Genomic DNA, 26,992 nt, shown 5'->3' on the forward strand with positions numbered 1-26,992 from the left:
GTTCAACAACGCTTTCATTTTTCGTCCTTCGGACGCAACGAAAGCTTAGTTATTACCAGCAGTTATCTATGCAAGACCTTCTTCTTTTAATTTTTCTTCGATTTGATCCAGCGTAGTCCCTAAAAGAATTTGGCTTATAATTAATCCACGACGAACTCTATTCAATCTATCATTAGTTGCCTGTAAAGCCGCCTTATAATAAACATTTTGTGCAAATTTCAAATCTCCTGCTTGCGAATTAATTCCATCGAAAAAACCTTCTAAATTAGCAAGAACGTCTCCTGGCTGTAATTTGATGGCTTGTATATTCAAAGCTGAATCTAGTTCTATAAAAACTGAATATAAATCAGCTTTTCTCCAGATTCTTGATTTTGAATCAAAACCACATTCTTCAATAAAATCCATTACTCTCTGCAATCTTGCACTAATTTCATCTTTTAATGGAAAATCATCATTATATCTATCCAGCAATTCTTCAAATACTTCATCTCTATTAAAGTAACCTACCAAATAGGTTGCAATTATTGTTAAGCAATACCGTAAATCTCCCATGCGTTTGTAGTCTGCGGCATTAAATACATTATGCTTTTCAAAAAAATAATTTGAAGCAAAAGTTTCACTGGCTTTTTTTAATTCTCCGGCATAAACTGCGTTACTAATTTCTATGTCAAGTAATGAATATTTTGTCGCATTAAGTCTCTTAAAAACTTCTATTATTTGCTCTTTAGACACTGTGCCTAAATCTCTGACTGCAACATCATATTGCAAGAATTGCTGTTTTTCGTCTTTTCCCAATTCTTCATAACTAGGTACATTAAGCAACTTAAGCTCCTTATCGCCAGTGAAGTATTGAAACATCGTATTAACTCTTTGTAAACCATCGACAAGAAGCTGAGTTCCTTCACCTGTTTCTAAATTGATGTCTCCATCAGCCAAATAAATCTCAGGGAAAGGAAAACCTCTCAATATTGTGTCAATAAAATGATTTTTATCCTCTCTTGACCAAACTAGTCTTCTTTGAAATTCAGGACGTGGTATAACTTTCCCTTCTTTTACTAAAGTGATTATTTCCCGAATCTTTTTATTATTTGATGCCGTTTTCATTATTTTAGTTTTTCAATATTTATACATTCTAAAAGTGCTTTGCTTTGATAAGTTTTCAATTGCTCTAAGTTGTAAAATAGCCCACCTCTAATTCTTCGTCGACCTAATACCTGGCGAGAAGACAAATATCTGAAAGTATCCCACCAATCGTCGCATTTTCTTAGCCTAACTCTTTGAGGAAAAAAGTCAGGTCTGATCCAACCACAAACCAAATAATTCCCAAACTTATTCGACTGCCATGGATAATATGGTACGCTAAAGGAGTACTTCGACAACTCATTCCAAAGTATTTCGAAAATTGGAGTACAAATAATAGCCAAATCAATATCAGATTGAGGACTGAATTGTCTATATCTCGGAAGAACTGAATTGTCTATTTTATTCTTTTTTTCCGAAATCGAAAATCCAAGTTTCGCCGATCCAACAATAATCAAATTTATTGAATCGATAGGAACGTTGAATTTCTCTGAAAGACTTTTCCTAATTAGGTTTTGTTGATCTATTGTTACATGCTTAGCTTCATCGCTTAATAAAATGTCCGTCAAGATTGTGTCTAAGCTGTCGGTTATGATACGTTGTTTAAATTCTTCAGGCGTCATTCCGTATGGGACTTTAATTATTAGGGTGTTACTTAATTGCTGGTAACTCATCGCTTTACGCAACTTAGTTTATTTATAAATACTTATAAACGCTTGTAAGCACTTATAGTCGCTTTTAAGCGTTTACAAACGCCTAACAGGGATATCCCTTTATTATCCCGCTGAGTCAAAAATTATACAAATGGAATAAAACGGGTTGATTGCCGGGCGTTATAGCGGTGCGGATTGAAACCATTTCAAACCTATTCATTTTTTATCAAAAACTGCTATTTTTTTAGTATATGGTATAGATTGCCTCGCAGATGGCGGTTTTAGTGTGTTCCTGCGCATTACAGACCCCATGGGAGATGCCTGTACTACTTCGAATTCATTGAAGTACAGAACACGGCGGCCGGGACCCCGGAACTTATAACATCCCTATCTGCCGCGAAAGTCTTAAATTGCAGGGCAACTGTAAGAGGTAAAACACAAATTGTACTGCTTCAACGATTGATCACGCCATGCAACCTGCTTCCTGCTTCCGGTTTTACCTCATGCAATGCGCCTGTTAAAAAAAGAAGGAGTTGATATGTTAGGGTTTCATTTTTCACTATACGATCCGCGGCAAAACGGCAAAAGCCGGTTTGAACAATTGCTCGACCTGTTCATGCAATTGCTTACCTATACCAGCGGCGATGCGGGCGAAGCGCTGAACTGGCTTACGCAATTAGACAAACAATACCAGTTAACCGATGACGAATACGGTATGGGCGACTTTATTGACGAATTAAGAGATAAAGGGTATATTGACGAAAACAGGGAGAGCGGATCTATCAGCATTACACCCAAAACCGAAAAAGGGATACGCAAAAGGAGCTTAGAAGAAATTTTTGGTAAGCTTAAAAAAACCAAAAAAGGCAATCATCAGACTTTTAAACCGGGCCAGGGCGATGAGATCAATCCCGAAACCCGGCCTTTCCAGTTTGGTGATACGCTGGAGCAGATAGATTTTGTGAGCTCTATCCGCAACGCACAGATCAACCACGGCATAGACCAGTTGCAAATGGGGGAAGACGACCTGGAGATCAGGGAAACGGATTTTAAATCGCAAACTTCCACGGTGCTGATGATAGATATTTCGCATTCGATGATCCTGTATGGCGAAGACCGGATTACACCTGCCAAAAAAGTGGCGATGGCGCTCAGCGAGCTCATCACTACCAAATACCCGAAAGATACATTGGATATTGTAGTGTTTGGCAATGATGCATGGCCCATTGAAATTAAAGATATTCCTTACCTGCAGGTGGGTCCGTATCATACCAATACGGTAGCAGGACTGGAACTGGCGATGGATATTTTAAGGCGGCGCAAAAATCCCAATAAGCAGATATTCATGATCACCGACGGAAAACCAACCTGTCTTAAATTGGGCAAACGATACTATAAAAACAGCTTCGGGTTAGACCGTAAGATCATTAACCGCTGTATTAACCTTGCGGCCCAGTGCAAAAAAATAAAGATCCCCATCACTACTTTTATGATCGCCACGGATCCCTACCTGCAGCGCTTTGTAACGGAATTTACAGAAACCAATAATGGCAAAGCATTTTTTGCAGCATTGGATAACCTGGGTGCATTTGTATTCAGGGATTTTGAAAACGGGAAACAAAAAACGGTATATTAAAAAAGGAATGAACAAATGAGCAAAAACATATTACCCGCAACATTAGGCGAATTAAAAAAATCGGGATATAAAAGTAAGGGCATTAAAGATGAAGTAAGAAATAACCTCATCCGGAAGCTCCGGGAAGGTGATCCTACTTTTCCGGGTATTATAGGATACGATGAAAGCGTTATTCCCGATACGGAAAGAGCGCTCTTGTCGCGGCACAATATTTTATTCCTCGGCTTGCGCGGGCAGGCAAAAACGCGTATGGCCCGCCAGATGACGGAACTGCTGGACGAATATATACCGGTTGTTGCCGGCAGTGAAACCAACGACGATCCCCTCCAACCTCTTTCACGCTATGCGCAGGAGCTGATAGCCGAAAAAGGAGACGCGGCGCCGGTAGCCTGGCTGCACCGCAGCGAACGCTACGGGGAGAAATTAGCAACACCCGATGTAAGCGTTGCCGATCTTATAGGAGATGTGGATCCCATAAAGGCTGCCAACCTTAAGCTCACTTTTGCCGATGAAAGAGTTATTCATTATGGCATCATCCCCCGAAGCAACAGGGGTATTTTTGTAATCAATGAGCTGCCCGACCTGCAGGCGAGGATACAGGTAGCTTTGTTTAATATTTTACAGGAAGGCGATATACAGATCCGCGGGTTTAAGCTGCGGCTTCCCCTTGATATATTATTTGTATTTACAGCTAACCCCGAAGACTACACGAACCGGGGATCTATTGTAACGCCACTGAAAGACCGTATAGAAAGCCAGATATTAACGCATTACCCTAAAAATATTGAAGACTCCCTTACCATTACCGAACAGGAAGCGGATATACCGGAAGCCCAAACGGAAAAAGTAAAGATCAGCGACCTGGTAAAACGCCTCATTGAACAGGTGGCTTTTGAAGCCAGGGCAAGTGAAATGGTAGACCAGAAAAGCGGTGTTTCGGCCCGTTTACCCATTGCGGCATACGAAAACGCGGTAAGCGCCGCCGAAAGAAGAGCGATCATCAACAAAGAAAAGGAAACGCAGGTATGGATATCCGACCTTAGCGGCATCATTCCCTCGGTTACGGGCAAAGTAGAGCTGGTGTATGAAGGGGAGCAGGAAGGCCCTTACCAGGTAGCGTTTAATTTGCTGGGCAAAGCCATCCGCACGCAGTTTGTGCAGTATTTTCCCAACCCCGATACCCTGAAGAAAAGAAAGACACAGCAAAAAGAACCTGATAACCTTTACCGGCCTGTTATTAACTGGTTCGACAAGGGAAATACGTTAGACATCTTATTTAATGTAACCGATAAGGAAAAGATCCAGCTATTGTATAAGGTAGACGGCTTGTACAGCATTGTGAAAAAAACGTTTCCTCATGCCAATGAAAAAGAAGCTGCCCTGCTGATGGAGCTGATCCTGCACGGCCTGTCGTCGTACTCGCTGATCAGCAAAAAAGTATTAGACGGTAAAATTGAATTCAAAGACCTGATGGGCTCCATGCTCAATATGGGTAAGGAAGCTTCATCTTTTGAAGATGAAGACGGGTTTGAGCAGGAAGGATATTAAGACCGCTCACTTATGCAGTTTCACTTCCTCAATGGTATGATTCAGCCTGCTTCTTTCGGCGGCAAAGGCCATCAGGTGGCTTACAACCGAAACATCAATGGTTGAAGAAAGTATTTGTGCATCCTGGTGTCCCACGGCCTGCACCCAGTCCTGCACCAGCCGGTGATCGCCGCCGCCATGAAAATCCGTTTTTAAGCTCCAGGTGGTTTTTTGTCCTGTCCGGAAATCTGTGATGGTATAGGCTTCCATATCGCCAACAATATCGCCTTTTGTACCCATTATGCGGGTAGCCCTCCCTTCATAGGAAGTGAGCCCTTCCATAGAAAAGGCCGCGGTAATATTTTTACCAAAACGCATATTAACGGTGAGATGATCAGGCTGGTCGTTATCCATACGGTATACGCAGCGGCCATAATCGGTGGTCTTTAATTTTTTTAAGATAATATAATCCCAGTTACGGCGCTGTTCGGGCAAATCAAAAACATATAATCTTTTCCTGTCGCGGTAATAGATCTGCAGGGCAGAAAAAGGACAGGTTTCTTCCACTGGGCAATGATCTGTACACCTTTCTGTGCTTCCTGCCGGCGCGTTCTCTTCCTTAAATAAACGTAAACCTCCAAAGCATTGCACATCTTCCACAGGCTCATTAATTAGCCACCGTAAAATATCGGTATCATGACAGGACTTTGCCAGTATAATGGGTGAAGACTTGGTGCTGTTATGCCAGTTACCGCGCACATAAGAATGCGCCATATGATCGAACCCTATCGGTTCCATATGCTGCACGCTTACAATGTCGCCGATGGTGCCGGAAGTAATGATCTCTTTGAGTTGTTTGAAATATGGAGAATACCGTAATACATGACATACGCCAACGATGCGGCCTGTAGCTTTAGCCTTTTCGTGGATGAGCCTGCATTCGCTTTCCGTAAGCGCTATAGGCTTTTCCAGCAACACATCGTAACCCGCATCCAAGGCGCGCAGGCAGGGAGCCGTATGCAAAGCATCGGGTGTGGCGATAATTACGGCATCGGCAAATTTATCCCTTGCAAAAACATCTTCCCAATTATAAAAACGGTTCATGGCAGGAATATGGTGCTTTCGTGCAAACCTCCCGTTACGCACAGCATTCTGATCGGCAACACCAACCATTTTTAATTCATCGGGATGGATAAGCGCGTAATCGGCATAAATATTGCCCCGGTTACCTGCCCCGATTAATATAGCGCTTACGGGTTTGCCGAGCGGGCGGTGCAGCGGGTTTTTATAAATATCCTGCTTTAAGCCTAAGATCGCTGCAATTTCTTTCCAGGTAAAAATAATGGATTCTGTTGCCTGATTAAATGTTTCTACTGCAATGTTCCTGAATGAAAAATTTCTTAAAGGCATGGATATAGTTTTATATTCATCAACGGTGCTAACCCTCCTGTAAATGTAAAGATCATAAGGCAAACGGCAAACCCTGCCGCTGCATCTTCTGCATTGCACGGAAAAAACGGATACGGTAAGCAGCAATGCATTTTCACGATACGGGTGATAAGCAAAAATTGCTTACCTTAAATTTCAATTTATAAAAGTATACCGTATGTCGTCAAGAAGAAAATTCATCCAAACCTCTGCTATTGCTTTATCAGCCTCTTCCCTGTTGCCGTTTTCGGGCGCCGCAAATGTTGTTCGAAACAAAACAATGATAAAACAAGCGTTTTTACAAACAGGAATGGCAGGTTATTCTTTTGTTAATTACACTATAGATCAAACCATTGCCATCATGAACCGCGTGGGCATAAGTAACCTCTCTGTTAAAGACTTTCATCTCCCATTAAACAGCTCACAACAAACCATTGATGAAGTGCTGGCCCAATTTAAAGCCGGGGGCATACAGGTATATACCGTGGGCGTTATATATATGAAAACGGAAGCGGAGGTTGACCGCGCTTTTGATTATGCAAAACGGGTAGGTGTGAACCTGATCATTGGCGTTCCGGGTTACGACCTGCTGGCGTATACAGAAAAAAAAGTAAAAGAATATAATATCAGGATGGCCATTCATAATCACGGGCCGGAAGATAAATTGTACCCGGCTCCTAAGGACGTGTATGACCGCATCAGCAAAATGGACAAACGCATGGGGCTCTGTTTGGATATAGGACATGCTTTCCGTGCGGGGGCAAAGCCGGAAAATGCGGTTACAGATTATGCTTCAAGGATCTTTGATCTGCATATTAAAGATGTTACCGCTGCAAAAGCAGAAGGTAAAGCGATAGAGGCAGGACGTGGAGCCATTGATTTCCCCGCCCTGATAGCGGCATTACGCAACATAAAATATAGCGGGGTATGCAGTATAGAATTTGAAAAAGATATGAAAGACGCCCTGCCGGGAATTGCTGAATCGGCAGGGTATTTAAGGGGAGTGATGAGCTGACAAAAACAGGGAATCAGTTTTCTTTTAGCTTGTTTACAAGACTGATATATTCCTGCATAGCCGCATCTTTTGTTTTTCCTTTTATGCCCAGCCAGGCCTCGTATTTGGCCTTAGCAACAAAATCGAAAGGGTTAGACGGCGGTTCGGTATTATTATCGCCTTCTGTTGATTGCTTATACAACGAATACAATTGAAGCAGGGTTTCATTACTTGGCTTTTCAGACAGCGATTTGCTTTCTCCTGCAGCCTGTTCAAACAGCTTTTGTAATTCCATATATCCGTAATTTTGTGTGAAAATAACAAGTCTGTACCTAACAAAAGCATTTGGCCTGAATATTTATTAACCCTGCGCTTTTTTACATATGAATTTTTTTGAAACACTATACCATGAAGTGATTGGATTTTTGGGCATGGGTGAGCTCGTAAACATGTTCAGATCGGGCGATTACAGCCGGTTACTTACCCTGCAGGGTATCCTGGGCGCTATTTCGCCCTTTATCCCGCTGTTGCTGATTATTGAAATTATACGAAGCGCCGCTTATAAAAAATTTAAAGTTGAAGACTACAAAGTACCGTTCCTGATTTATGTTTTCAACCGTTTTGTATCGCGGTTCATATCTATAGCCGCCGTTGCGTTTTGTATAGGCCTGTTTGAAAAATATGCCCCTATCAAAACTTCGTTTACCTGGTACTGGCTGATTTACGGGTATATCATCTGGGAATTTTCACATTTCATTTATCATTTCCTGGCGCATAAGGTAAGAATATTATGGTGCCTGCATTCCACCCATCACGCACCGCAAACCATGAACCTGTCGGTTACATACACCCATTTTTTCTTAGAAGCTCCTTATGCCGATGTAATACGAACTTCGATCTGCATTCTGGCAGGCGTAAATCCGCCGCTGCTTTTCTTTATCATGTTTATTGATGGCACCTGGGGCGCTTTTATTCATGTGGGAGAAAATATTATGAAAGACGGCCGTATGGGATTTTTAAACAGGATCATTCTCACCCCGTCGCATCACCGGGTGCATCATGCCAGGAACCCGTTGTACATGGATACCAATTTCTGCAACCTGCTGAATATATGGGATAAAGCTTTTGGAACTTTTGAAAATGAACACAAGGAAATGCCTGTTGAATATGGCATTACCCGGCCCATGAATGCCAATAGTTTCATAGATGTAAATTTTGGAGAATTTGGCGCATTATGGCATGATATCCGCAAAGCGCCCGGCTTCAAAAATAAATTACTGTACCTTATCATGCCGCCGGGATGGAGCCACACCGGTGATCATAAAACAGCAAAGGTGGTGCGGCAGCAATACCTGCAAACGCATAACAAACCGCTCTAAACGGGCGTATTTCAATTTTTCGCTCCATGTACAACTTTCCGGTCGGTGAGACACCGACCGGTAGCGGGTTCGCCGCCCCGGTTGGTGTCCGCACCATAGCCGTCAACTTAAATAAAAAGAAGCCCTGGTGGTGGTACGTGAGACACGTACCACGGCGATTGCCCCGGCACGTGTCTCCACGTGCCGGAAGGTGAGATGCAGTTTCCTCCTCTAAAAAAACTTAAGTTGACGGACATAATGTCCGCACCAACTGGCGACAATTTGAAATGCGCCCCTCTAAACTCCCGCTTTAAATTGATAGTCAAAACACTTACCTTTGCCCGTTCAAAAAAATAAAAGGAGTTCCGCTTTAAAGGAACAGCGTACATGAAGCATATCCGGAATTTTTGTATAATAGCCCATATTGACCACGGTAAAAGCACGCTGGCCGACCGCTTATTACAGGTTACCAATACCATCAGTGACCGTGATATGATGGACCAGGTATTAGACGATATGGATCTTGAAAGAGAAAAAGGCATTACGATTAAAAGTCATGCCATTCAAATTGATTACACGCATTCCGATGGCGAAAAATATACGCTGAACCTGATTGATACACCCGGACATGTGGATTTCAGCTATGAAGTAAGCCGTGCGCTGGCCGCCTGCGAAGGCGCTTTACTACTGGTAGATGCCACACAGGGCATACAGGCGCAAACGATCAGCAACCTCTATCTGGCTATTGACAACGACCTGGAGATCATTCCGGTGATCAATAAAATAGATATGGATGGCGCCATGATCGAAGAAGTGAAGGATCAGATCATTGAGCTGATTGGCTGCAAGCCGGAAGAAATCCTGTTGGCCAGCGGCCGCACAGGTATAGGCATAGATGGCATCCTTGATGCCATTGTAAACAGGATACCTCCTCCCAAAGGAAATCCTACTGCCCCTTTACAGGCGCTGATCTTCGATAGTGTATTCAACAGCTTCAGGGGTATTATCGTGTATTACCGTATATTAAACGGTTCTATTAAAAAAGGTGATAAGGTAAAGTTCGTTTCCACCAACCAGGAGTACGAAGCAGATGAGATAGGCATCCTGAAGCTGAAGATGACCGAAAAGCAGGAAGTGAAATGCGGCGATGTGGGCTATATTATTACAGGTATCAAAAACGCGAAAGAAGTAAAAGTGGGTGATACGATCACCACCACGGTTAATCCCACGCAGGAAATCATTAAAGGATTCCAGGAAGTAAAGCCCATGGTATTTGCCGGTATTTTTCCGGTAAACACGGATGAGTTTGAGGAGCTGCGCGACTGTATGGATAAGCTGCAGTTGAATGACGCGTCTCTTACGTTTGAGCTGGAAACCTCGCAGGCCTTAGGGTTTGGTTTCCGCTGCGGCTTTTTAGGACTCCTGCATATGGAGATCATACAGGAACGCTTAGAAAGAGAATTTAACCAAACGGTTATTACCACGGTACCCAACGTAAGCTTTATAGCCTATACCACCAAAGGGGAAAAAGTGATTGTAAATAATCCTACCGAGTTTCCCGACCCGGTAAAAACGGAAAGGATTGAAGAACCTTATATTAAAGCGCAGATCATTACCAAACCGGAATATATCGGCAATATAATGACGTTATGCCTTGGTAAAAGAGGTATGCTCATTAACCAGAGCTACCTTACCACTACCCGTGTGGAGCTGGTATTTGAAATGCCGCTTACCGAAATTGTATTCGACTTTTACGATAAATTAAAAAGCCAGACGCGTGGCTATGCCTCATTTGATTATCATCCTATAGGTTACCGCGAAGCCGATATTGTGAAGATGGATATTTTATTAAATGGTGACAAAGTAGACGCGTTAAGCGCATTGATCCATCGCAGCAAAGGGCAGGATTTTGGCAGAAAGCTTTGCGAAAAATTAAAAGAGCTGGTGCCCCGCCAGCAATTTCAAATAGCCATACAGGCGGCTATTGGCGCAAAAATACTGGCCCGGGAAACGATCTCGGCTATGCGTAAAGATGTTACGGCAAAATGTTATGGCGGCGATATCAGCCGTAAACGCAAGCTATTGGAAAAGCAAAAAGAAGGAAAGAAACGCATGCGCCAGATCGGCAACGTAGAAATTCCGCAGGAAGCTTTCCTTGCCGTGCTGAAGCTGGAAGACTGACGGATTTGATGGAAATACAAAGCACCAAAATACAAATCACAAGAACCAAATAATATACAGATGCTTCGTTCCTTAGTATGACAGGCAATATTCAAATCCGAAGCAGAAAGTTTGAAATCCGAAGCGAAATGCAACCGTAAACGACAAACGACAAACTGTAAATTAAAAAATCCGAAGCCGTGAAATCCGAAATTCGATGGAAATACAAAGCACCAAAACACAAATCACAAGAACCAAATAATATACAGATGCTTCGTTCCTTAGCATGACAGGCAATATTCAAATCCGAAGCAGAAAGTTTGAAATCCGAAGCCAAATGCAACCGTAAACTATAAACAATAAACTGTAAATTAAAAAATCCGAAGCCGGAACTTCGAAATTCGAAGCAAAATGCAACCGTAAACTATAAACAATAAACTGTAAATTAAAAAAAACCGAAGCAGAAGAACCCAGCCTGTCATTAGCAGTAACTCCCCTGAAACCTGCAACCTGCAACCTGCAACCCGAATCCATTTCAAATCTTAAATATCAAATTTAAAATCTCATAGCGCCGACACCGCCGCAATGCCCGGCAATGTTTTTCCTTCAAAATATTCGAGCATGGCGCCGCCGCCCGTAGACACATAGCTCACCTTATCTGTAAATCCAAACTGGTTAACGGCTGCTACTGAATCTCCGCCGCCTACTAAAGAGTAAGCGCCATCTTCGGTAGCTTCAGCTACTGCTTCCGCAATGGCTTTGGTTCCTAACTGAAACTTTTCCATTTCAAAAACGCCCATCGGGCCGTTCCACAAAATGGTTTTTGATCTTTTGATCACGTTGGCAAATTCACTTCTCGCCAGCTCGCCGATATCCAATCCTAACCAGCCGTTGGGAATAGCATTACTGGGAGCAGAAGAAACATTTGCGCTGGCGTTAAACTGGTCTGCAATAATAGAATCGGAAGGCAAATGAATATTAACTCCCATGCCGGCTGCTTTCTTTAATAATTCATCGGCCATGTCTAAGCGGTCTTCTTCACATAGGGACTTGCCTATTTTACCACCCTGCGCCTTAATAAAGGTATAGGCCATTCCACCGCCGATAATGATATCGTTGGCTTTCTTTAATAAATTTTCTATGATCAGTATTTTATCGGATACTTTGGCGCCACCGATAATAGCAGTAAAGGGTTTTTCAGACTGGTGCAATACTTTTTCAGCACTCTTCACCTCTCCTTCCATCAGCAAACCGAACATCCTTTTTTCTACGGGAAAGAATTTAGCAATCACCGCGGTTGAAGCATGTGCCCGGTGGGCGGTACCAAAAGCGTCATTTACATAGATATCAGCAAGCCCCGCCAGCTTTTTCGCAAATGCTTCATCACCCTGTTCTTCCTCTTTATAAAAACGAAGATTTTCAAGAAGCAATACCTCTCCCGGCTTCATCATGCCAGCCGTTGTGTAAGCCTGCTCTCCTATACAGTCATTGGCAAATAAAACCGTTATGCCGTCCAAAAGACCGCTTAAATGTTTGATAAGCGGTTTTAAAGAGTATTTTTCTTCGGGACCGCCTTTTGGCCGGCCCAGGTGACTCATTAATATAACCATGCCGCCATCATCCAGTATTTTTTTTATGGTAGGCACTGCGGCACGCATACGGGTATCGTCTGTAATTTCAAGCTTGTCATTGAGCGGAACATTAAAATCAACCCGAACCAATGCTTTCTGATTTTTGAAATTACAGGAAGAGAATTTAGACATATTACAAACAATTTAAAGATACCAACCGGAAAGAGACGTTACCTGCTGCATATACCCGAACCTGACAGCATGATATCCGTATGCAGTTTATATAGCAGCATACGGATATAACAGGAGTCTATACTATTTCCATGGTATATAGTTTAAGGGTGCATTACAGAGATCCCGCCCTAAGAACGGGGTGCAATAAAACCGCTATTGATACCGGTAGCGGTAAATGAAATACTATTTGATCAGTTTGGCAAAATAATGAACGGTACGCACCAACTGGCTCACATAGCTCATTTCATTATCGTACCAGCTTACTGTTTTTACTAATTGGGTATCGCCAACCGATAATACTTTGGTTTGCGTAGCATCGAAAAGAGAACCATACGTTATTCCGATGATGTCACTGCTTACAATTTCATCTTCATTATAGCCATACGATTCGTTGGAAGCTGCTTTCATGGCGGCATTTACTTCCTCTGCCGTTACTTTTTTAGCAAGTATGCTGGTTAATTCGGTTAGTGAGCCGGTAAGAACGGGAACACGCTGCGCGGTGCCATCTAATTTCCCTTTCAGTTGAGGCAAAACCAAACCGATTGCTTTTGCAGCTCCGGTACTGTTGGGAACAATATTTTGTGCAGCGGCTCTTGCACGGCGAAGATCGCCTTTGGGATGAGGTGCATCCTGCGTGTTCTGATCGTTCGTGTAGGCGTGAATGGTAGTCATTAAGGCAGAAACGATGCCGAATTTTTTGTCTAAGGTATCGGCCATAGGCGCCAGGCAGTTGGTGGTGCAGGAAGCGCAGCTGATCACCGTTTCGCTGCCATCTAATATATTATGGTTAACATTAAATACCACGGTTTTAATATCGCCGGTAGCCGGTGCGGATATCACCACTTTTTTAGCACCTGCGGTAAGGTGTGCCGAAGCCTTGTCTTTATCGGCGAAGAAGCCGGTACATTCCAGCACCACATCTACCTGGTGCGTTCCCCAGGGAATCTGCGCCGGGTCTTTCTGAGCATATATTTTAATTTCATCGCCATTAACTGTGATCGAATTGTCGGTTGCCTTAACATCGGCGTTAAAGCGGCCCTGTGCGGTATCGTATTTTAATAAATGCGCCAGCACTGTAGGGCTGGTTAAATCATTGACAGCTACTACGTCAATGCCTTCCATATTATATATCTGGCGGTATACTAACCGTCCTATTCTTCCGAAACCATTAATTGCAACTTTTACTGTGCTCATTGTACAATTGTTTAGCTTTTTAAAATGAGATGCAAATTTACGACATCCAATCTATAAACAGGGAAGAAATGATTGAACAACCTTATATTATGCATGTAAAAAAGCCGTTTAGCCATGCCGGAAGCGGAATTGAAACTATTTATGAAAAAGTTTTGGAGGGATATGGCGGTAACTATATCTTTGCACTCCCAAAATTGATAATGGCCCGTTGGTCAAGGGGTTAAGACGCATCCCTTTCACGGATGAATCACGAGTTCGATTCTCGTACGGGCTACATTCCGGAGATTTTCAATAAAAAATTGAGAATCTCCGTTTTCATTTAAACCAGGCTATTGCGTATAGCGTGCCCGGCGAATCTTTCAGCGCCGGAGTGCCCCCCAACACACACTTCACTTAACAATAGTTTCCCTTATACATTTTACCTGCTTAATATTGTACAAAAAACTGCATGCCTGCTAAAATAAATATACCCGGATATATAACAGGGCTGAATGCAGCCCAGGTGGAAGCGGCACGAAAACAGTATGGCGCCAATCACCAGGTAATGCCCAACGCCAGGGCGTGGTGGCGGATATTATTAGAAATGCTGAAAGAGCCCATGCTTTTGCTGTTAATAGCGGTAACCATCATTTATCTTATCCTCGGAGAGTATGGCGAGGCCTATTTTATGCTGGCCGCCATTATCATTGTTTCAGGCATTTCATTTTACCAGGACAACCGCAGCCGCCGGGCGCTGGAAGCATTGGAAAAGATCAATCAGCCCCGGAGCAAAGTGATCAGGGACAGCCGAATGATCAGCATTCCCACCCGCGATATCGTAATGGGTGATATGCTGCTGGTGGCAGAAGGCGATACCATTAATGCAGATGGAAAAATTGTACACAGCAACGACTTTTCCGTTAATGAATCTATGCTCACGGGCGAGGCTTACTCCGTATTTAAATCTGCCGGCGCAAAAGATGACATGGTATACAGCGGCACATTGGTGGTATCAGGACTTGCCATATGCGAGGTACTGCACACAGGCAAGCAAACTAAAATCGGGCAAATCGGGGAATCTATATCGGGTATTCGTGAAGAAGCCACACCCCTGCAACGGCAAATTGAAAAATTTGTAAAGGGCATGGCAATAGCCGGCATCCTTGTTTTTTTATTGGTATGGCTTGTAAACTATTGGGAAAGCCGCAGCTTAACCGACAGCCTCCTAAAAGGGCTTACCCTTGCCATGAGCGTTTTACCCGAAGAGATACCTGTTGCTTTTACCACTTTTATGGCTTTGGGCTCCTGGCGGCTGATGCAGTTGGGCATCATCGTAAAAAAAATACGGATAGTGGAAACCCTGGGCAGCGCTACGGTTATATGTCTCGATAAAACGGGCACCATCACCCAAAACCAAATGAGCCTCCGGGCAGTATACGCCTGTGCCAGCCACAGCTTGTATGAAAACGATAAAGGATACGACAAAACCGCGGGGTTAGTTATACAATATGCCATGTGGGCAAGCGAACCCGTGCCTTTTGACCCGATGGAAAAAGCGTTGCACAAAGCCTACGAAAATAATACAGGCCATGATGAGCGCAGTGAATATACCATGCTACACGAATACCCGCTGGAGGGTACACCCCCCATGATGACACACCTGTTTGAAAACCGGGCAGGCAAACGTATAGTGGCGGCCAAGGGAGCGCCCGAAGCCATTATAGCTGTGAGCAAACTCACCGAAGCGGAAAGCACAGCCATGCTGCAGCAGGTAAACGCACTGGCGGAAAAGGGATACCGTGTGCTCGGTGTGGCATCTTCTTCTTTTGAGGATAACAACTTCCCGGCAAGGCAGCAGCAACTACCCTTTCAATTGCTGGGATTTGTGGCCTTTTACGATCCGCCAAAGCCCAATATCAGATCCGTATTTGAACAATTTTACCAGGCAGGTATCGCCGTTAAAATTATTACAGGCGATAATGAAGTTACCACAAGGGCCATAGCACAGCAGGCGGGCTTAAAAAATGCCGGATCATCCATGAACGGAGCGCAATTACTACAACTCACCGAAGCCGGAATGCAGGAAAAGCTGATGAACATCAACATATTTACCCGCATGTTTCCCGAAGCCAAGCTGGCTGCCGTAAATGCTTTAAAAAACAACCGGCAAATTGTAGCCATGACAGGCGATGGCGTAAATGACGCGCCCGCTTTAAAAGCCGCTCATATAGGTATCGCCATGGGTAATAAAGGAACGGAAATAGCCAAACAGGCGGCCGCGCTTATCCTTTCCAATGACGATTTGCTGGGAATGGTGGATGCCATAGCCATCGGCCGCAGAATTTATACCAATATTAAAAAGGCCGTGCAATACATCATATCTATTCACATACCTATTATACTCACGGTATCATTACCCCTTTTCCTGGGATGGGTATACCCGGCCATATTTACACCCGTTCATGTTATTTTCCTGGAGCTGATTATGGGACCTACCTGTTCGGTGGTATATGAAAATGAGCCCATGGAGCAAAACGCGATGCATGTTCCTCCCCGCCCGTTTACCGCTACTTTTTTATCGCTGAACGAAATGGCCATCAGCATTATCCAGGGGCTGGTTATTACAGCCGGCGTACTATTCATGTACCGGCATGGCGTACAAAACGGCTATGATGAATCCGGTGTAAGAAGCCTGGTTTTCACTACGCTGGTACTTGCCAATATTTTTCTTACCCTGTGCAACCGCTCTTTTTACTATTCGCTGCTATCTGAAATGCGTAACCACAATCCACTCATGGTATATATCATTTCAGCCACTATCCTGTTGCTAATGGTTATGCTCTACCTTCCTCCGGTAGCCACCTTCTTTACACTTATACCGCTTTCTCCGGTAGAATTACTGATTTGCAGCGCTGCCGCCGCCGTTTCTGTATTATGGTTTGAAATATGGAAATGGGCGAAGCGAAAAGGCATGATCGGCCGGAAATAGAACAGTATAGGCCATCTTTACCAACTGGTGAAACGTGAAATGAACTTGAAATAATTCCAGCAACTCTTGACTGGAAGCGGTTTCTAACAAAAAATTTCTTCCGCCTACTCCTGCATTATTTATCAATAAATTAATCGGAGTTTTATCAATAACATTTTGAATAATATTGATGCAGTAGTAGCACTAAGATGAGGATTTATTCGTCGCCCCCTGCTGACGCAAAACTGAATGTTGTACGAATACTCTTCTTCTCTGTCGTGTTGTGTCAACTTAATGGGGTATGTCCATTTAAACAAACACACTTTTAAATATGCGATTAAAAAAGGTAGTTAAGTAGGGGCGTATTTTGGTTTGGAGAGTAGTCAAAAATTATGATGTTTTGTGAACAAACGGCATAGGGGGAAATGATACAACGTAAAATTCTTTATACACAAAAAAGCCCCGACACATGCAGGGCCTTTATTTGATAAGTAAAATTTTATTGCTTTGCCGTTTCCGGACTAATCATTGTTACTACTTCACTAACCTTGTTGGCAGGAAACCCCGCTTTCTTAGCATGATCGAGGATTAGTTTTTCATTCTCTGCCTTGTAAACACAATAAATCTTGTTGCCGGTAACATAACTATGCATCCACTGGATTTTTGGCCCTATTTCAGTCAGAACCGTGCAGGAAGTCTGTGAAGCTCCTTTTAATTGTTCCGGCGTTAGCATTCCCGCTCCCGGCATTTCTCTTTCGATTACGTAGGTTTTCATTGTTTTAGATTCTGATTTTGTATTTTCGGTTTGAGCCTTGACAGCAGTAGAAGTCATAAATAGTATTGCAAATACCAGTGCGGTTATTTTGATTGTTGTTTTCATAAAAAAAAATTTAATGATTATTTGTTGTATAAAGATACTCCCACCGGGAAGTGCAAGCCTATAACAATTCGTTCAAAAAATAGTAATTCTAATGCGCCGGTAAATGAGCATAGGGCTTAATGAACTAAATCAATATATGCTTTTGGCAGGAGACCAAATTTCCTTTTAAAGCATTTGGTAAAATAAGATGGGCTTGTGAATCCGGAATCAAACGTAATTTGTGAAATGGAGTAACATTGTTTTTTCATCCGTTCTTTGGCTTGCTGAAGCCGGTATTCCATTAAGAATGTATTAAACGATAAGCCGGTTAACTTAATGATTTTTCTGTAAACCTGAGATTGACTCATAGCAAAAAAATGGCAATAATCTTTTATACCAAATTCCGATAGCTGCGATTGCTTCTCCAAAATTGAAAAAAGCGATTTAAGAAATTTTTCCTCAGGAGGAGCTAAATTCATCAGATTGTGCCTGTTCTTTTGATAGTGCTCATAGGATACTAATAGTTCTTTCACATTAGAAGATAATGCTATGTGGTGGTGATCAGTAATGGCACAGAGATGACTGGCAAATTGAATGGAGTCTCCAAAAAGTTTACTGTTGCTTTCAACAGGCTCCCCTCCACTAATGCTTATTCTGAACTCAAGTGCGTCTGTTTCCTGTGCTTGCACATCTTTTTGCATAGTTAAAGCACAATTAAGTGCCTGATAGGCTGAAGTAAACGATGCAATTAATCCATACCCACTATGTTCTGCTTCGCTACCTCCATGGACAGCTATATTTTTTCTCACTATTGCATTGTGAAGGCTAATCAGTTCATTAGTTTTTTCAACTCCTAATTGATGCTGTAAAAGAATTGGATCATTGATTTGTGTAATCATTAAGACACGAAAAGACGGATCAGAAAAAACCTTCAATCCGTTACTAAAAACGGCTGCATCATCAGGATCATGTATTCTGCCTAAAAAAGATTCTACTGCAGAACTGCTTACTTCAATAATTTTATTAGGTATAAGTCCATGCGATTTTTCATGTAACTTCGTTACCGCATCCATATCCGGCGCTTCAATTAAACAGAATGCAGAATTTCTACTTGGATCAAACCAGTAAGTCAGGCACTTGCAATCAAACTCAGGCTGATGCAGAAGATCGCTTTGATGTGCTTCGGCCACATCTTTTGCAGTTACGCTGGGAAGTGAGTGAGCATCCAGGTAAATCGGCATATACTAAATTTACTGACTGAAAGTTAATAATATTTTCCAGTTGGTTACTTTTTGCCTGTCGTAATCTGATATTTCTTCAGGTTTCGGATTTGTCGGCTTTAATAAGATACCGGTCGGTGATTTCGCATTGAAAGTCTTTTTCAAAAGGAACGAAAATTCGTTTTAGGGTTTCGTACAAAGCTTTGCTTTACGCAACAAAATTCATTTTCAAGTATTTATAAACGCTTAAAACGCTTCTAAGCGTTTACAAACGGCTTTGCTTCAACGGCACAGTCTTCATAGCAATATAAATGGATATTACGGTTCAGTTCTTATCCGTTAAATCATATACATGGAATTGGATGAGTTGGATATTGGTATTACATAGGGTGAAAACTGCAATGGTTATCAAACCTATTCATTTATTTCTTAAAAATTAAAAAAAATCCTGGGTCTGTAATGCAACTTCACTGCCATCTTCTTCCTAACGGGGGGCTTCACAGGCCGGCAATCGTGCAGAGGGTGACCCCGGCGCGAATTTAAATTTACCGTCTGCTTTCACCAGCAGGAATCCTGCACCTGGGTTTGTTTGCCAACCCAAATGGAGGAAATTTTCCTTGGTAAGACATACAAGGCGCATACATCGTTTTCAGGAAAGATATCCGGAAGTACATATAAGTCTGTTCCCAACGGGGTCTTCAAAGCCTGGCTATTGTGTGGGGCGCGAGACTCCGGCGAATGATTGCGCCAGGGTCTCATGGCCAGCACGCAGTGGCTTTTCATGAAGACCCCGGCGCGAACATACAGATATCATTTGATCGGCTTAACACCATGTTGCCTGTCAAAACTTTTGTTCGCAAGGGGGGCTTCACAGTCAGGCTAACGTGCATGCATACCCGGTGCCACATAAATACCTCTATGGATTTGCTACCGAACTATCCTTATCAACTCACTCTTTTATCGTTCAGCAGCTTATCTATCGCCTCATTAAAGGACCCCGCACGGGTCACTTCGCCTGCATTTACAAAAAATATTTCATCGGCATTGCGAATGGTGTTTAAACGATGCGCAATGATAATGCGGGTAGTATGGGGTGGCAGCTTGTTTAATATTTCCTCCAGCATTTGTTCCGTAACGGTATCAATATTGGCGGTGGCCTCGTCTAAAATAAGGATATCCGGGTTACGCAGCACGGCACGCATAAAAGCAATCAGTTGCTTCTGCCCGAGGCTGATGCTGTCGCCACCGGAAGATACAGTGGTGAGCAGCCCGTTCTCAAAGATGGTAAGCAAACTTTGCAGCCCGGCTTCTTTGATCACGTGTTCCAGTTGTTCATTATTGTAATGATGATATTGTTCATTGCCATATAAAATATTCTCCCTTACCGTTCCTGTAAATAAAAAAGGCTCCTGCAGTATAAATCCAACCTTTTTAGAAAGCGCTTCCGGCTGGTATGCACGCAGGTCCTTACCATTCAGCAGCACCGTACCCGAAACAGGATCGTATAATCTTGCGATCAATGATGCAGTAGTGGTTTTGCCTCCGCCTGTGGGACCCACAAAAGCATAGGTTTTACCTTTTTGGAGCTGCAGGCTGATATTGTGCAGTATTTCTTTCCCTTCCGCATAACCGAAATGTACGTTCCTGAATTCCACAACTGCTGCGGAGCCCGTTTCCGCGGGTATATCCTCAACTACTGCAAGGTTGGTATCTAAGGAAAGTATTTGCGCTATCCTGTCCCACCCGGCCATGGCTACCTGGAAGCTGGCCCATAACGTAGCAAGTTGTCGCAGCGGATTATAAAACTGCGTGGCATAGGCTAAATAGCTCACCAGCAGCCCGATGGAAAAACTACCGGCGGCAATCAGGTATATGCCATACAGCAATACAATCAGTTGCGCCAGTCCCGACAATAAACTATAAACCGGTAATAAAGTGTTACTGGCAAGCCCTGCGCCTATAGCGGTTGTATAGTTATGCCGGTTGGCTTCATCAAAGCGTTTCCGGAAATAATCGCGACGGTTAAAAGCAACGATCACCTTAAAATTATTAAGGCTTTCCTGTACCTGCGCGCTCATGCCCCCAACGGCCGACATATTAACGGCATTCTTTTTTTTGATCCACGGCGATACCAGCTTTGTAAATATTAAAATAAGCAATGCCGGTATAAGCGTGGCTGCGCCGAGCTGCACATTAATGACCAGTAAAAAAATACCTGCGCCCGTCATAATCACAATGCTCCCGATAAACTGCACTAATGATTGTGAGAAAAAGGTATTCAATTTATCTGTGTCATTATTAACGCGCGAAATCAGGTCGCCCGCTTTATTGGCCTGGAAAAAAGCAACGGGCAAAACCTGCAGCTTATTAAATATGGCATTGCGCAAAGTGAACAGCAGGCGTTGCCCTATGCTTCCCATCAGTTGCGTTTGAAAATAGCTGGTAAACAACGCCAGCAAATAAATGACCAGCAATATGCCTGAAAAGACGAGCAGACCATGATATTGCTTTTGCGCTATATAATGATCAATGGCATATCCTATCAAAAAAGGGCCCAGCAGGTTGAGACCGGAATTAAGCACTATAGCTATGAAGGCAAGTACCATGTTGCGCTTTTCATGCGCGATGAGCCTTAGCAAACCTTTAAGGGCAGCATAGGCAGATGTTTTTTGCTGCTGTTCCGAAAGCGCATTAAGATTGTAGTTCATAATTACTGGTGCTTTGTTGAGCATTCAATAGCTGCACATATTCGGGACTGGTACGCACCAGTTCTTCATGCCTGCCACTGGCGATAAGCTCGCCCTGCATGAGCAGTATGATCTGGTCATATGCTTCCACGGTGGCAATTTTTTGTGTAACGGAGATAAGCGTAAGTCCGGGATAATTTCGCTGCAGGTTTTCCAATATCCGCTTCTCGGTGTTATTATCAACCCGCGCGGTAAAGTCATCTAACAATAATATCTTAGGTTCAATAGCCAGCGCGCGGGCCAGCATAATACGTTGTTTTTGTCCGCCCGAAAGACTGGAACCGCGTTCAGCAACAACGGTACCCAACTGATCAGGCAAGAGGTCAATGAACTCCTTTAGCTCTGCTGTTTCCACGGCTTTGGCAAGCGATGCGTCTGTTACGGTATCACTGAAAGCTATATTTTCGCGGATGCTCATATTAAAAATAATGCTGTCCTGGAAAACAAATCCAACCTGGCTGTAAAAAGACGTGCTGTTATAGCGCTCCATATTTTCACCATCGAATGTTACGGAGCCGGAGTCGGGCTTTACCAGTCCTGTAAGTAAATAGAGCAATTGTGTTTTACCGGCGGCGGTAGGCCCAATGATCGCCGTTCTTGAACCCCGGCTTATGGTAAATGATATATCTTTTAAAACAGGGGTTTGCCCATATGCCAGGCTCACATCCTTCAGTTCAATCTCACCCTGCAACGTGGCCGTAACGGTTCCTGCTTCAGCCGGGGCGGGCGTTTCAAGCACCATTCTTATGCGATCATAGGAAGCCGTGGCCTGCGCAATCACATTGCTCATGAAGCCAATGATGAGTATAGGAAAGATGAGCATGGATAAATAGCTGTTGAAAGCCGCGAAATCACCGAGGCTCATGCTACCGCTAATTACAAAATGACCACCCAGCGCCAGGATGGTTAATGCCGCCATATTAGCCGTAAAAGTAATTACAGGAATAAGCCCCGCAAAAAGCCGCAGGATAGCCAGCCCGAAATCTTTAGCTTTAGTGTTGGCATCAAAAAATTTATTGTACTCTATTTGCTGTGCATTTACTACGCGTATGAGCGCCGCGCCCAGGATGCTTTCATTAATGATCTTGTTCAACCGGTCAATCACCGCCCTGCTTTGAATAAACAACGCTCTTACCTTACGCAGCACCCAAAAAAAAGTGATGCCAATGATGGGTATGATGGCTATAATGCATAAAGCCAGCTTCCAGTTGATGCTGATGAGTAAAATACTGGCGCCGGTGATAATAAACACAGAAGATATAACCGACACAATAGCCTGCGAAATGAACATCTTAATAGAATCAACATCGGCGGTAAGATTGGTAAGCAATTTGGAAGGATTGGCCTTTTCAATAAAAGCCGCTGTTTGCACAGAGAGTTTATGGGATAGCTTTGTCCTGAGATCCCTTGCCACCCTTTCCGAGGCATAGGTTTGTATGATGTTCTGCAGGTAAGTAAACAGGAATATGCACAATATGGCCACCGAAAACTTAACGAGCACGGGATACAATACAAAACTGCCTGCCGTAAATGCATCTATACCGTTTGCTATGATTTTGGGAAGCCACAGGTTGATGCCATTGCTCAGCAGGGTAAACAACAATAACAGCAGTACCAGCCCGCTGTATGGCTTCAGTAAACCAAGTACTCCCGGTTTGCGCTTCATTGACCTTTTTTAATGAATAGTATACCCGCTTTATCCTATCCTGCAAATTAAAAGATGCAAATGTAAGCAGATTAATAAGGATCATTTATTTGTTAACATCCGGTTAAGAGAAGAGAGGGGGTGTAGGGTGTAGATACAACTATAAACCACAAACTATAAACTGTAAACTAAAAAAAATCGAAGCCATAAAAGGCCCGTCTTTGCGAGGCGTCAAAAAAATGCCGGATATCAGAAGAACTATGCACGCCGAAGCAATCCCATTGAAGCGAAGCGGAGCAATAAACTCATTTATAGAATATAACCCGTATCCCAATTGGGAGATTGCTTCTACCCTTTAAAAATATTACACATCATTAAGATCAGTTTAGGGTTTCGCAATGACGGGTAAATCCGAAGCAAAAAGTTCAAAATCCGAAGCGAAATCCTGCAACGGTAAACCACAAACTGTAAATTAAAAACCCCATCTCCCCCTTGGGAGTTTACTTCAACTCTTAAAAATGAATATGTACCCGTTTATTTTTCCAACGGATGTTCCGCAAGCAATTGATCGGGTGAATAAAAATCTTTTTTGCTTTCTATGGCTGCCCTTACCTTTTTAACATTATCGGGTTGTACAGCAGGCGCCTGGTTGCCAAATGAATTCCTTACATAGGTTAATACTGCCGCTACCTCCTCATCATTAAGCAAACCTTCAAAAGGCGTCATAGGCACCTGGCCGGGATATTGCTTCCCGTTCACCTCTATGGGGCCTAACAACCCTTTTAAAACTGATTTGATCAAACGTTCTTCATTTCCGGTTACCCATTTGGTATTGGCCAACGGCGGAAATCCTGAAGCGGAAAGCCCTTTACCATCGGGCTGATGACAGGTATTACAATATCCGTCCCGGGCATATATTTCCTTCCCCTTTTTGAAAAGCGCAAGGTCATCGCCCTTTAATGATGAAATGATCTGCTCTTCTTTATGCTCTTTTACCAGCTTCCCGTTAAGGTGCGCCACGGCTGCCTCATGCGCATGCACCATCCACTCGTCTAATGGCATTTTTGCGGCTTCTTCCAGTATCGGCATTCCTTTTTCCTTTCCGATCCACGATGCCGCAACAATGGCTTCCAGTCGCACTCTTCCATGCTCATCACGAGCAGCCTGCATCAGCAGGTCAGCCTGGTTGGCCACCTGGTGGCCGGTATAACGTACTACATTAACCGCAGCGGCCCTTGCACGGTAATCTTTTGCCTGGAGCATTTCCTTTAGCAGATCCTGGTCAACCTTATCGAGTCCCCAGCTTACCCACAATGCTTCCAGCTTATGGTGCTCGTAGCGCGGATCATTTTTATCGAGCGCACTAACCCATTTTTTCAGCTTGGGCAGCACTTCACTGGCATCCCTGCCTCTCAGCTCACGGCGTGTTCTGTAGCGTGTACGGTATTCCGGTAGTTTGAGATTATCGAGCAGCACTTCAACAGAAGCGCCGTCTATTTTAGCAGGCGTTACCAAAGGCCTGGAAGGATACGTGATCCGGTAAACCCTTCCGTGCATATGATCGCGCAGCGGGTCCCTCGCGTTGTGCTGCATATGCCCGATCAGTATATTATGCCAGTCAATCAGGTAAAGCGATCCATCAGGAGCGAACTCCATATCTACCGGGCGGAAGTTGCGGTCTTCACTAACAACCAAGTCTACCCGGTGATGACTTTTATAGCCGGTACCACTGTCTTCTATCACATGCTCCTTTGTTCCCAAAAAGCCAATGGTATTATTGATCAGCATGTCGCCCTGCACTTCATCGGGAAAATGGCGGCTGGAAATAAACTCCAGCCCGGAAGTTGGCCGCACTTTATGCGCGTCCTCTATTATGTTGAAAGATTTGTGTGTAGCTTCTCCGTATCTTGGCAAAACAGTACCGGGCATCATCCACCTTACATCGGGGCCGGAAGTTTCCGCAAAGAAGGGCTGTCCCCATTCATCGAAGGCTATGCCCCACGGATTAGGAATGGAAAGCTGGGCCGTACGCTCCAGCTTACGAAGCTGCGGCGCGTAGCGGTAGAACCCGCCATTGGTGGCGCGTACAGGGCCGTAAGACGTTTCCACATTGGTATGCAGGAAAACCCCTTCCCCGCTATAAATAGCGCCCGACGGGTCTACTGTAAAAGCATGGCTATTGTGGTGGGTATCATGATCATCAAATCCACTCAGCAAAATCTCCACCTTATCGGCTTTGTCATCTCCATCGGTATCTGTAAATAATTTAAGGTTGGTACCCTGTGAAACATACACACCTTCGGGAGCAATTTCAAAACCAACAGGCAGGTGCAATTTATCTGCAAATACCGTGAGCTTATCCGCTTTTCCATCTGCATTGGTATCTTCCAGGATGATGATCTTATCATCCGGTTTGGGATCACCCGGTTTATAATGCGGGTAACTGGGCATGGTAGCTACCCACAAACGTCCTTTATTGTCGAACGACATTTGCATGGGTTTTGCCAGCTCAGGAAATTCTTCCTCAGAAGCAAAAAGCTCAATCTTATATCCATCGGGCACTTTAAGCTTGCTCACCGCTTCCTCACCATACAAATATTTCAGGCTGCCATTTTGCTGGGGATTATAATTGGTTTTAACCGGCGGCAACTGCCTGGTGTTTTTATCAGCGGCGGCAATGTCCATTTGCTCTCCTTTACTTGCTGCCAGCCATACGGCGGTATCGCGGATAGCTGTCATTTGCCGGATCTTTTCTATTTCGGCAGGATAATTATCGGGGCCGAAAGGATTATAACGGCGACCATATACGTGCACGCCATTGGGGATCTTATAATCATCATGCCACATCCAGTTCTTTTCTTTTACTGCGGCCAGTACCAGTTCCCTGTTGGCTTCTGCCTTAGGTGAAACCTTGCCAAAAATTTCATCTGCCAGTAAAACAGATAATTTCTTATACCCTTCGTCATTCAACTGCGATCCGTCAATCGTTAAAGCTTCTTTAGCAGAACCAAACCATTTTTTGGAAGGCGCAAAAGCATCTATAAAAAGCACTTTGTTCGAATCAGCAACCGCTTTCATGCCCCGGGTATACAGCGAAAGGTTCTCATTTTCTTTTTTCCCATTGGGAAGATCATACTTAGCAGACAGGTCTTCAAAAGCAATAGGCGACACAATCGCCACCTGCGGAGCGGAACCGCCGTTGTAATGCTGACTTAAGGTATGTTTGATAAAGGCATCCAGTTCTGCTTTATAATTGTCTAATCCTTCCTTTCCCTGGAAAGATTCATTATACCCGAAAAAAGCGATGATCACATCTGCCTTATGACGGGTAAGCCACTCATCGGGAGATTCAAAATGCCCTTCACTTCCCGAATTAGTGGCAAGCTCTGTTTGAAATTTTTCGGCTCCCGGAAACGCCCACGGATCGTTCCTCGCCGCGTGGGGCCTAAAGCCGGGTGTATTGCCACCATCACAAAAATTACGGATATAGAGCATACTATCGGGATAGCGTACCTGCATTTCTGTTTCAAAATAGCCGTAGTTCATCATTCTCGATCCCAGGTTATTGCCCACAAGCGCAATGCTGGTATGCTTTTCAATTTTGAGCGGTTCATGCTGGTCAGAGCGGCAGGCAGTAAATGCAGCGATCATTAATACGAATAATAATACAAGGGTTCCGGTACTTTTTGTGCAAGGGTTTGTCATTTCAATTTTGCTGTTTTGAATCCTAAAAATAGGC

General features: G+C 43.7%; 17 protein-coding genes and 1 tRNA gene. 7 read left to right on the forward strand and 11 right to left on the reverse strand.

Going from position 1 to position 26,992, the window contains the following annotated elements; all coding sequences use genetic code 11:
* Positions 1-66: 66 nt before the first annotated feature.
* Both PLE34_RS11565 and PLE34_RS11570 read right to left on the reverse strand, forming a co-directional pair.
* Entirely contained in the window at positions 67-1,104 is a 1,038-nt protein-coding gene (locus PLE34_RS11565) for a DUF262 domain-containing protein (RefSeq protein ID WP_324557058.1), read from the reverse strand.
* Positions 1,104-1,766 carry a hypothetical protein gene (locus tag PLE34_RS11570; RefSeq protein WP_324557061.1) on the reverse strand — a complete coding sequence of 221 codons (663 nt, stop codon included), beginning with the start codon at positions 1,764-1,766 and terminating at the stop codon, positions 1,104-1,106. Before PLE34_RS11570 ends, PLE34_RS11565 begins: the two co-directional genes overlap by 1 nt.
* Positions 1,767-2,241: 475 nt before the next feature.
* Here PLE34_RS11570 and PLE34_RS11575 point away from each other — a divergent pair, with 475 nt between their 5' ends.
* Positions 2,242-3,369, forward strand: a complete 1,128-nt coding sequence (locus tag PLE34_RS11575; protein ID WP_324557064.1) for a vWA domain-containing protein — start codon at positions 2,242-2,244, stop codon at positions 3,367-3,369.
* A 15-nt stretch (positions 3,370-3,384) separates the two neighbouring features.
* Positions 3,385-4,917 carry a magnesium chelatase gene (locus tag PLE34_RS11580; RefSeq protein ID WP_324557066.1) on the forward strand — a complete coding sequence of 511 codons (1,533 nt, stop codon included), beginning with the start codon at positions 3,385-3,387 and terminating at the stop codon, positions 4,915-4,917.
* A 6-nt stretch (positions 4,918-4,923) separates the two neighbouring features.
* Here the strand turns inward: PLE34_RS11580 and PLE34_RS11585 are convergent, their stop codons facing one another.
* Positions 4,924-6,306, reverse strand: coding sequence for a Gfo/Idh/MocA family protein (locus PLE34_RS11585; RefSeq protein ID WP_324557068.1), 1,383 nt, complete (start codon positions 6,304-6,306; stop codon positions 4,924-4,926).
* Positions 6,307-6,502: 196 nt separating this feature from the next.
* Here PLE34_RS11585 and PLE34_RS11590 point away from each other — a divergent pair, with 196 nt between their 5' ends.
* On the forward strand, positions 6,503-7,339 hold the full coding sequence (locus PLE34_RS11590) for a sugar phosphate isomerase/epimerase family protein (protein ID WP_324557070.1): 837 nt from the start codon (positions 6,503-6,505) through the stop codon (positions 7,337-7,339).
* Positions 7,340-7,352: 13 nt separating this feature from the next.
* Here PLE34_RS11590 and PLE34_RS11595 read toward each other — a convergent pair whose 3' ends face one another.
* Positions 7,353-7,613 (reverse strand): acyl-CoA-binding protein, encoded by a 261-nt coding sequence (locus PLE34_RS11595; RefSeq protein ID WP_324557072.1) that lies wholly within the window; start codon positions 7,611-7,613, stop codon positions 7,353-7,355.
* Positions 7,614-7,701: 88 nt separating this feature from the next.
* On the opposite strand from PLE34_RS11595, the gene PLE34_RS11600 reads away from it, so the two are divergent.
* Both PLE34_RS11600 and lepA read left to right on the forward strand, forming a co-directional pair.
* Positions 7,702-8,697 carry a sterol desaturase family protein gene (locus PLE34_RS11600; protein ID WP_324557075.1) on the forward strand — a complete coding sequence of 332 codons (996 nt, stop codon included), beginning with the start codon at positions 7,702-7,704 and terminating at the stop codon, positions 8,695-8,697.
* A gap of 366 nt (positions 8,698-9,063) precedes the next feature.
* The gene (lepA, locus tag PLE34_RS11605; RefSeq protein WP_324557076.1) at positions 9,064-10,857 is read left to right on the forward strand and encodes a translation elongation factor 4; all 1,794 of its coding nucleotides are present in this window, start codon (positions 9,064-9,066) and stop codon (positions 10,855-10,857) included.
* 542 nt (positions 10,858-11,399) lie between these two features.
* On the opposite strand, the gene PLE34_RS11610 is transcribed toward lepA, so the two are convergent.
* Entirely contained in the window at positions 11,400-12,599 is a 1,200-nt protein-coding gene (locus PLE34_RS11610) for a phosphoglycerate kinase (protein ID WP_324557078.1), read from the reverse strand.
* Between the two features lie 225 nt (positions 12,600-12,824).
* Positions 12,825-13,835 (reverse strand): type I glyceraldehyde-3-phosphate dehydrogenase, encoded by a 1,011-nt coding sequence (gap, locus tag PLE34_RS11615; RefSeq protein WP_324557081.1) that lies wholly within the window; start codon positions 13,833-13,835, stop codon positions 12,825-12,827.
* 202 nt (positions 13,836-14,037) lie between these two features.
* On the opposite strand from gap, the gene PLE34_RS11620 reads away from it, so the two are divergent.
* Positions 14,038-14,109: transfer RNA gene (locus PLE34_RS11620), tRNA-Glu, on the forward strand.
* A gap of 174 nt (positions 14,110-14,283) precedes the next feature.
* Positions 14,284-16,803, forward strand: coding sequence for a cation-translocating P-type ATPase (locus tag PLE34_RS11625; RefSeq protein WP_324557083.1), 2,520 nt, complete (start codon positions 14,284-14,286; stop codon positions 16,801-16,803).
* A 478-nt stretch (positions 16,804-17,281) separates the two neighbouring features.
* On the opposite strand, the gene PLE34_RS11630 is transcribed toward PLE34_RS11625, so the two are convergent.
* The 5 genes from PLE34_RS11630 to PLE34_RS11650 form a co-directional block, all read right to left on the reverse strand.
* Positions 17,282-17,662 carry a DUF4242 domain-containing protein gene (locus tag PLE34_RS11630; RefSeq protein ID WP_324557085.1) on the reverse strand — a complete coding sequence of 127 codons (381 nt, stop codon included), beginning with the start codon at positions 17,660-17,662 and terminating at the stop codon, positions 17,282-17,284.
* Positions 17,663-17,778: 116 nt separating this feature from the next.
* Positions 17,779-18,882 carry a nickel-binding protein gene (locus tag PLE34_RS11635; protein WP_324557087.1) on the reverse strand — a complete coding sequence of 368 codons (1,104 nt, stop codon included), beginning with the start codon at positions 18,880-18,882 and terminating at the stop codon, positions 17,779-17,781.
* 923 nt (positions 18,883-19,805) lie between these two features.
* Complete coding sequence (locus tag PLE34_RS11640) at positions 19,806-21,569, reverse strand: ABC transporter ATP-binding protein (RefSeq protein WP_324557089.1); 1,764 nt, start codon at positions 21,567-21,569, stop codon at positions 19,806-19,808.
* Positions 21,553-23,274 (reverse strand): ABC transporter ATP-binding protein, encoded by a 1,722-nt coding sequence (locus tag PLE34_RS11645; protein ID WP_324557092.1) that lies wholly within the window; start codon positions 23,272-23,274, stop codon positions 21,553-21,555. Before PLE34_RS11645 ends, PLE34_RS11640 begins: the two co-directional genes overlap by 17 nt.
* A 513-nt stretch (positions 23,275-23,787) precedes the next feature.
* Entirely contained in the window at positions 23,788-26,958 is a 3,171-nt protein-coding gene (locus PLE34_RS11650; protein WP_324557094.1) for a PVC-type heme-binding CxxCH protein, read from the reverse strand.
* Positions 26,959-26,992 lie beyond the last annotated feature (34 nt).

This window comes from Agriterribacter sp., from assembly GCF_035445465.1.
Classification (GTDB): Bacteria; Bacteroidota; Bacteroidia; order Chitinophagales; family Chitinophagaceae; genus Agriterribacter.

Bases quoted from the DNA above. Each gene is read 5' to 3' on its own strand.
- PLE34_RS11565 (WP_324557058.1), bottom strand. From the start codon at position 1,104: ATGAAAACGGCATCAAATAATAAAAAGATTCGGGAAATAATCACTTTA.
- lepA (WP_324557076.1), top strand. From the start codon at position 9,064: ATGAAGCATATCCGGAATTTTTGTATAATAGCCCATATTGACCACGGT.
- PLE34_RS11640 (WP_324557089.1), bottom strand. From the start codon at position 21,569: ATGAACTACAATCTTAATGCGCTTTCGGAACAGCAGCAAAAAACATCT.
- PLE34_RS11630 (WP_324557085.1), bottom strand. From the start codon at position 17,662: ATGAAAACAACAATCAAAATAACCGCACTGGTATTTGCAATACTATTT.
- PLE34_RS11610 (WP_324557078.1), bottom strand. From the start codon at position 12,599: ATGTCTAAATTCTCTTCCTGTAATTTCAAAAATCAGAAAGCATTGGTT.
- PLE34_RS11595 (WP_324557072.1), bottom strand. From the start codon at position 7,613: ATGGAATTACAAAAGCTGTTTGAACAGGCTGCAGGAGAAAGCAAATCG.
- PLE34_RS11650 (WP_324557094.1), bottom strand. From the start codon at position 26,958: ATGACAAACCCTTGCACAAAAAGTACCGGAACCCTTGTATTATTATTC.
- PLE34_RS11590 (WP_324557070.1), top strand. From the start codon at position 6,503: ATGTCGTCAAGAAGAAAATTCATCCAAACCTCTGCTATTGCTTTATCA.
- PLE34_RS11575 (WP_324557064.1), top strand. From the start codon at position 2,242: ATGCGCCTGTTAAAAAAAGAAGGAGTTGATATGTTAGGGTTTCATTTT.
- PLE34_RS11635 (WP_324557087.1), bottom strand. From the start codon at position 18,882: ATGCCGATTTACCTGGATGCTCACTCACTTCCCAGCGTAACTGCAAAA.
- PLE34_RS11585 (WP_324557068.1), bottom strand. From the start codon at position 6,306: ATGCCTTTAAGAAATTTTTCATTCAGGAACATTGCAGTAGAAACATTT.
- PLE34_RS11580 (WP_324557066.1), top strand. From the start codon at position 3,385: ATGAGCAAAAACATATTACCCGCAACATTAGGCGAATTAAAAAAATCG.
- gap (WP_324557081.1), bottom strand. From the start codon at position 13,835: ATGAGCACAGTAAAAGTTGCAATTAATGGTTTCGGAAGAATAGGACGG.
- PLE34_RS11645 (WP_324557092.1), bottom strand. From the start codon at position 23,274: ATGAAGCGCAAACCGGGAGTACTTGGTTTACTGAAGCCATACAGCGGG.
- PLE34_RS11625 (WP_324557083.1), top strand. From the start codon at position 14,284: ATGCCTGCTAAAATAAATATACCCGGATATATAACAGGGCTGAATGCA.
- PLE34_RS11600 (WP_324557075.1), top strand. From the start codon at position 7,702: ATGAATTTTTTTGAAACACTATACCATGAAGTGATTGGATTTTTGGGC.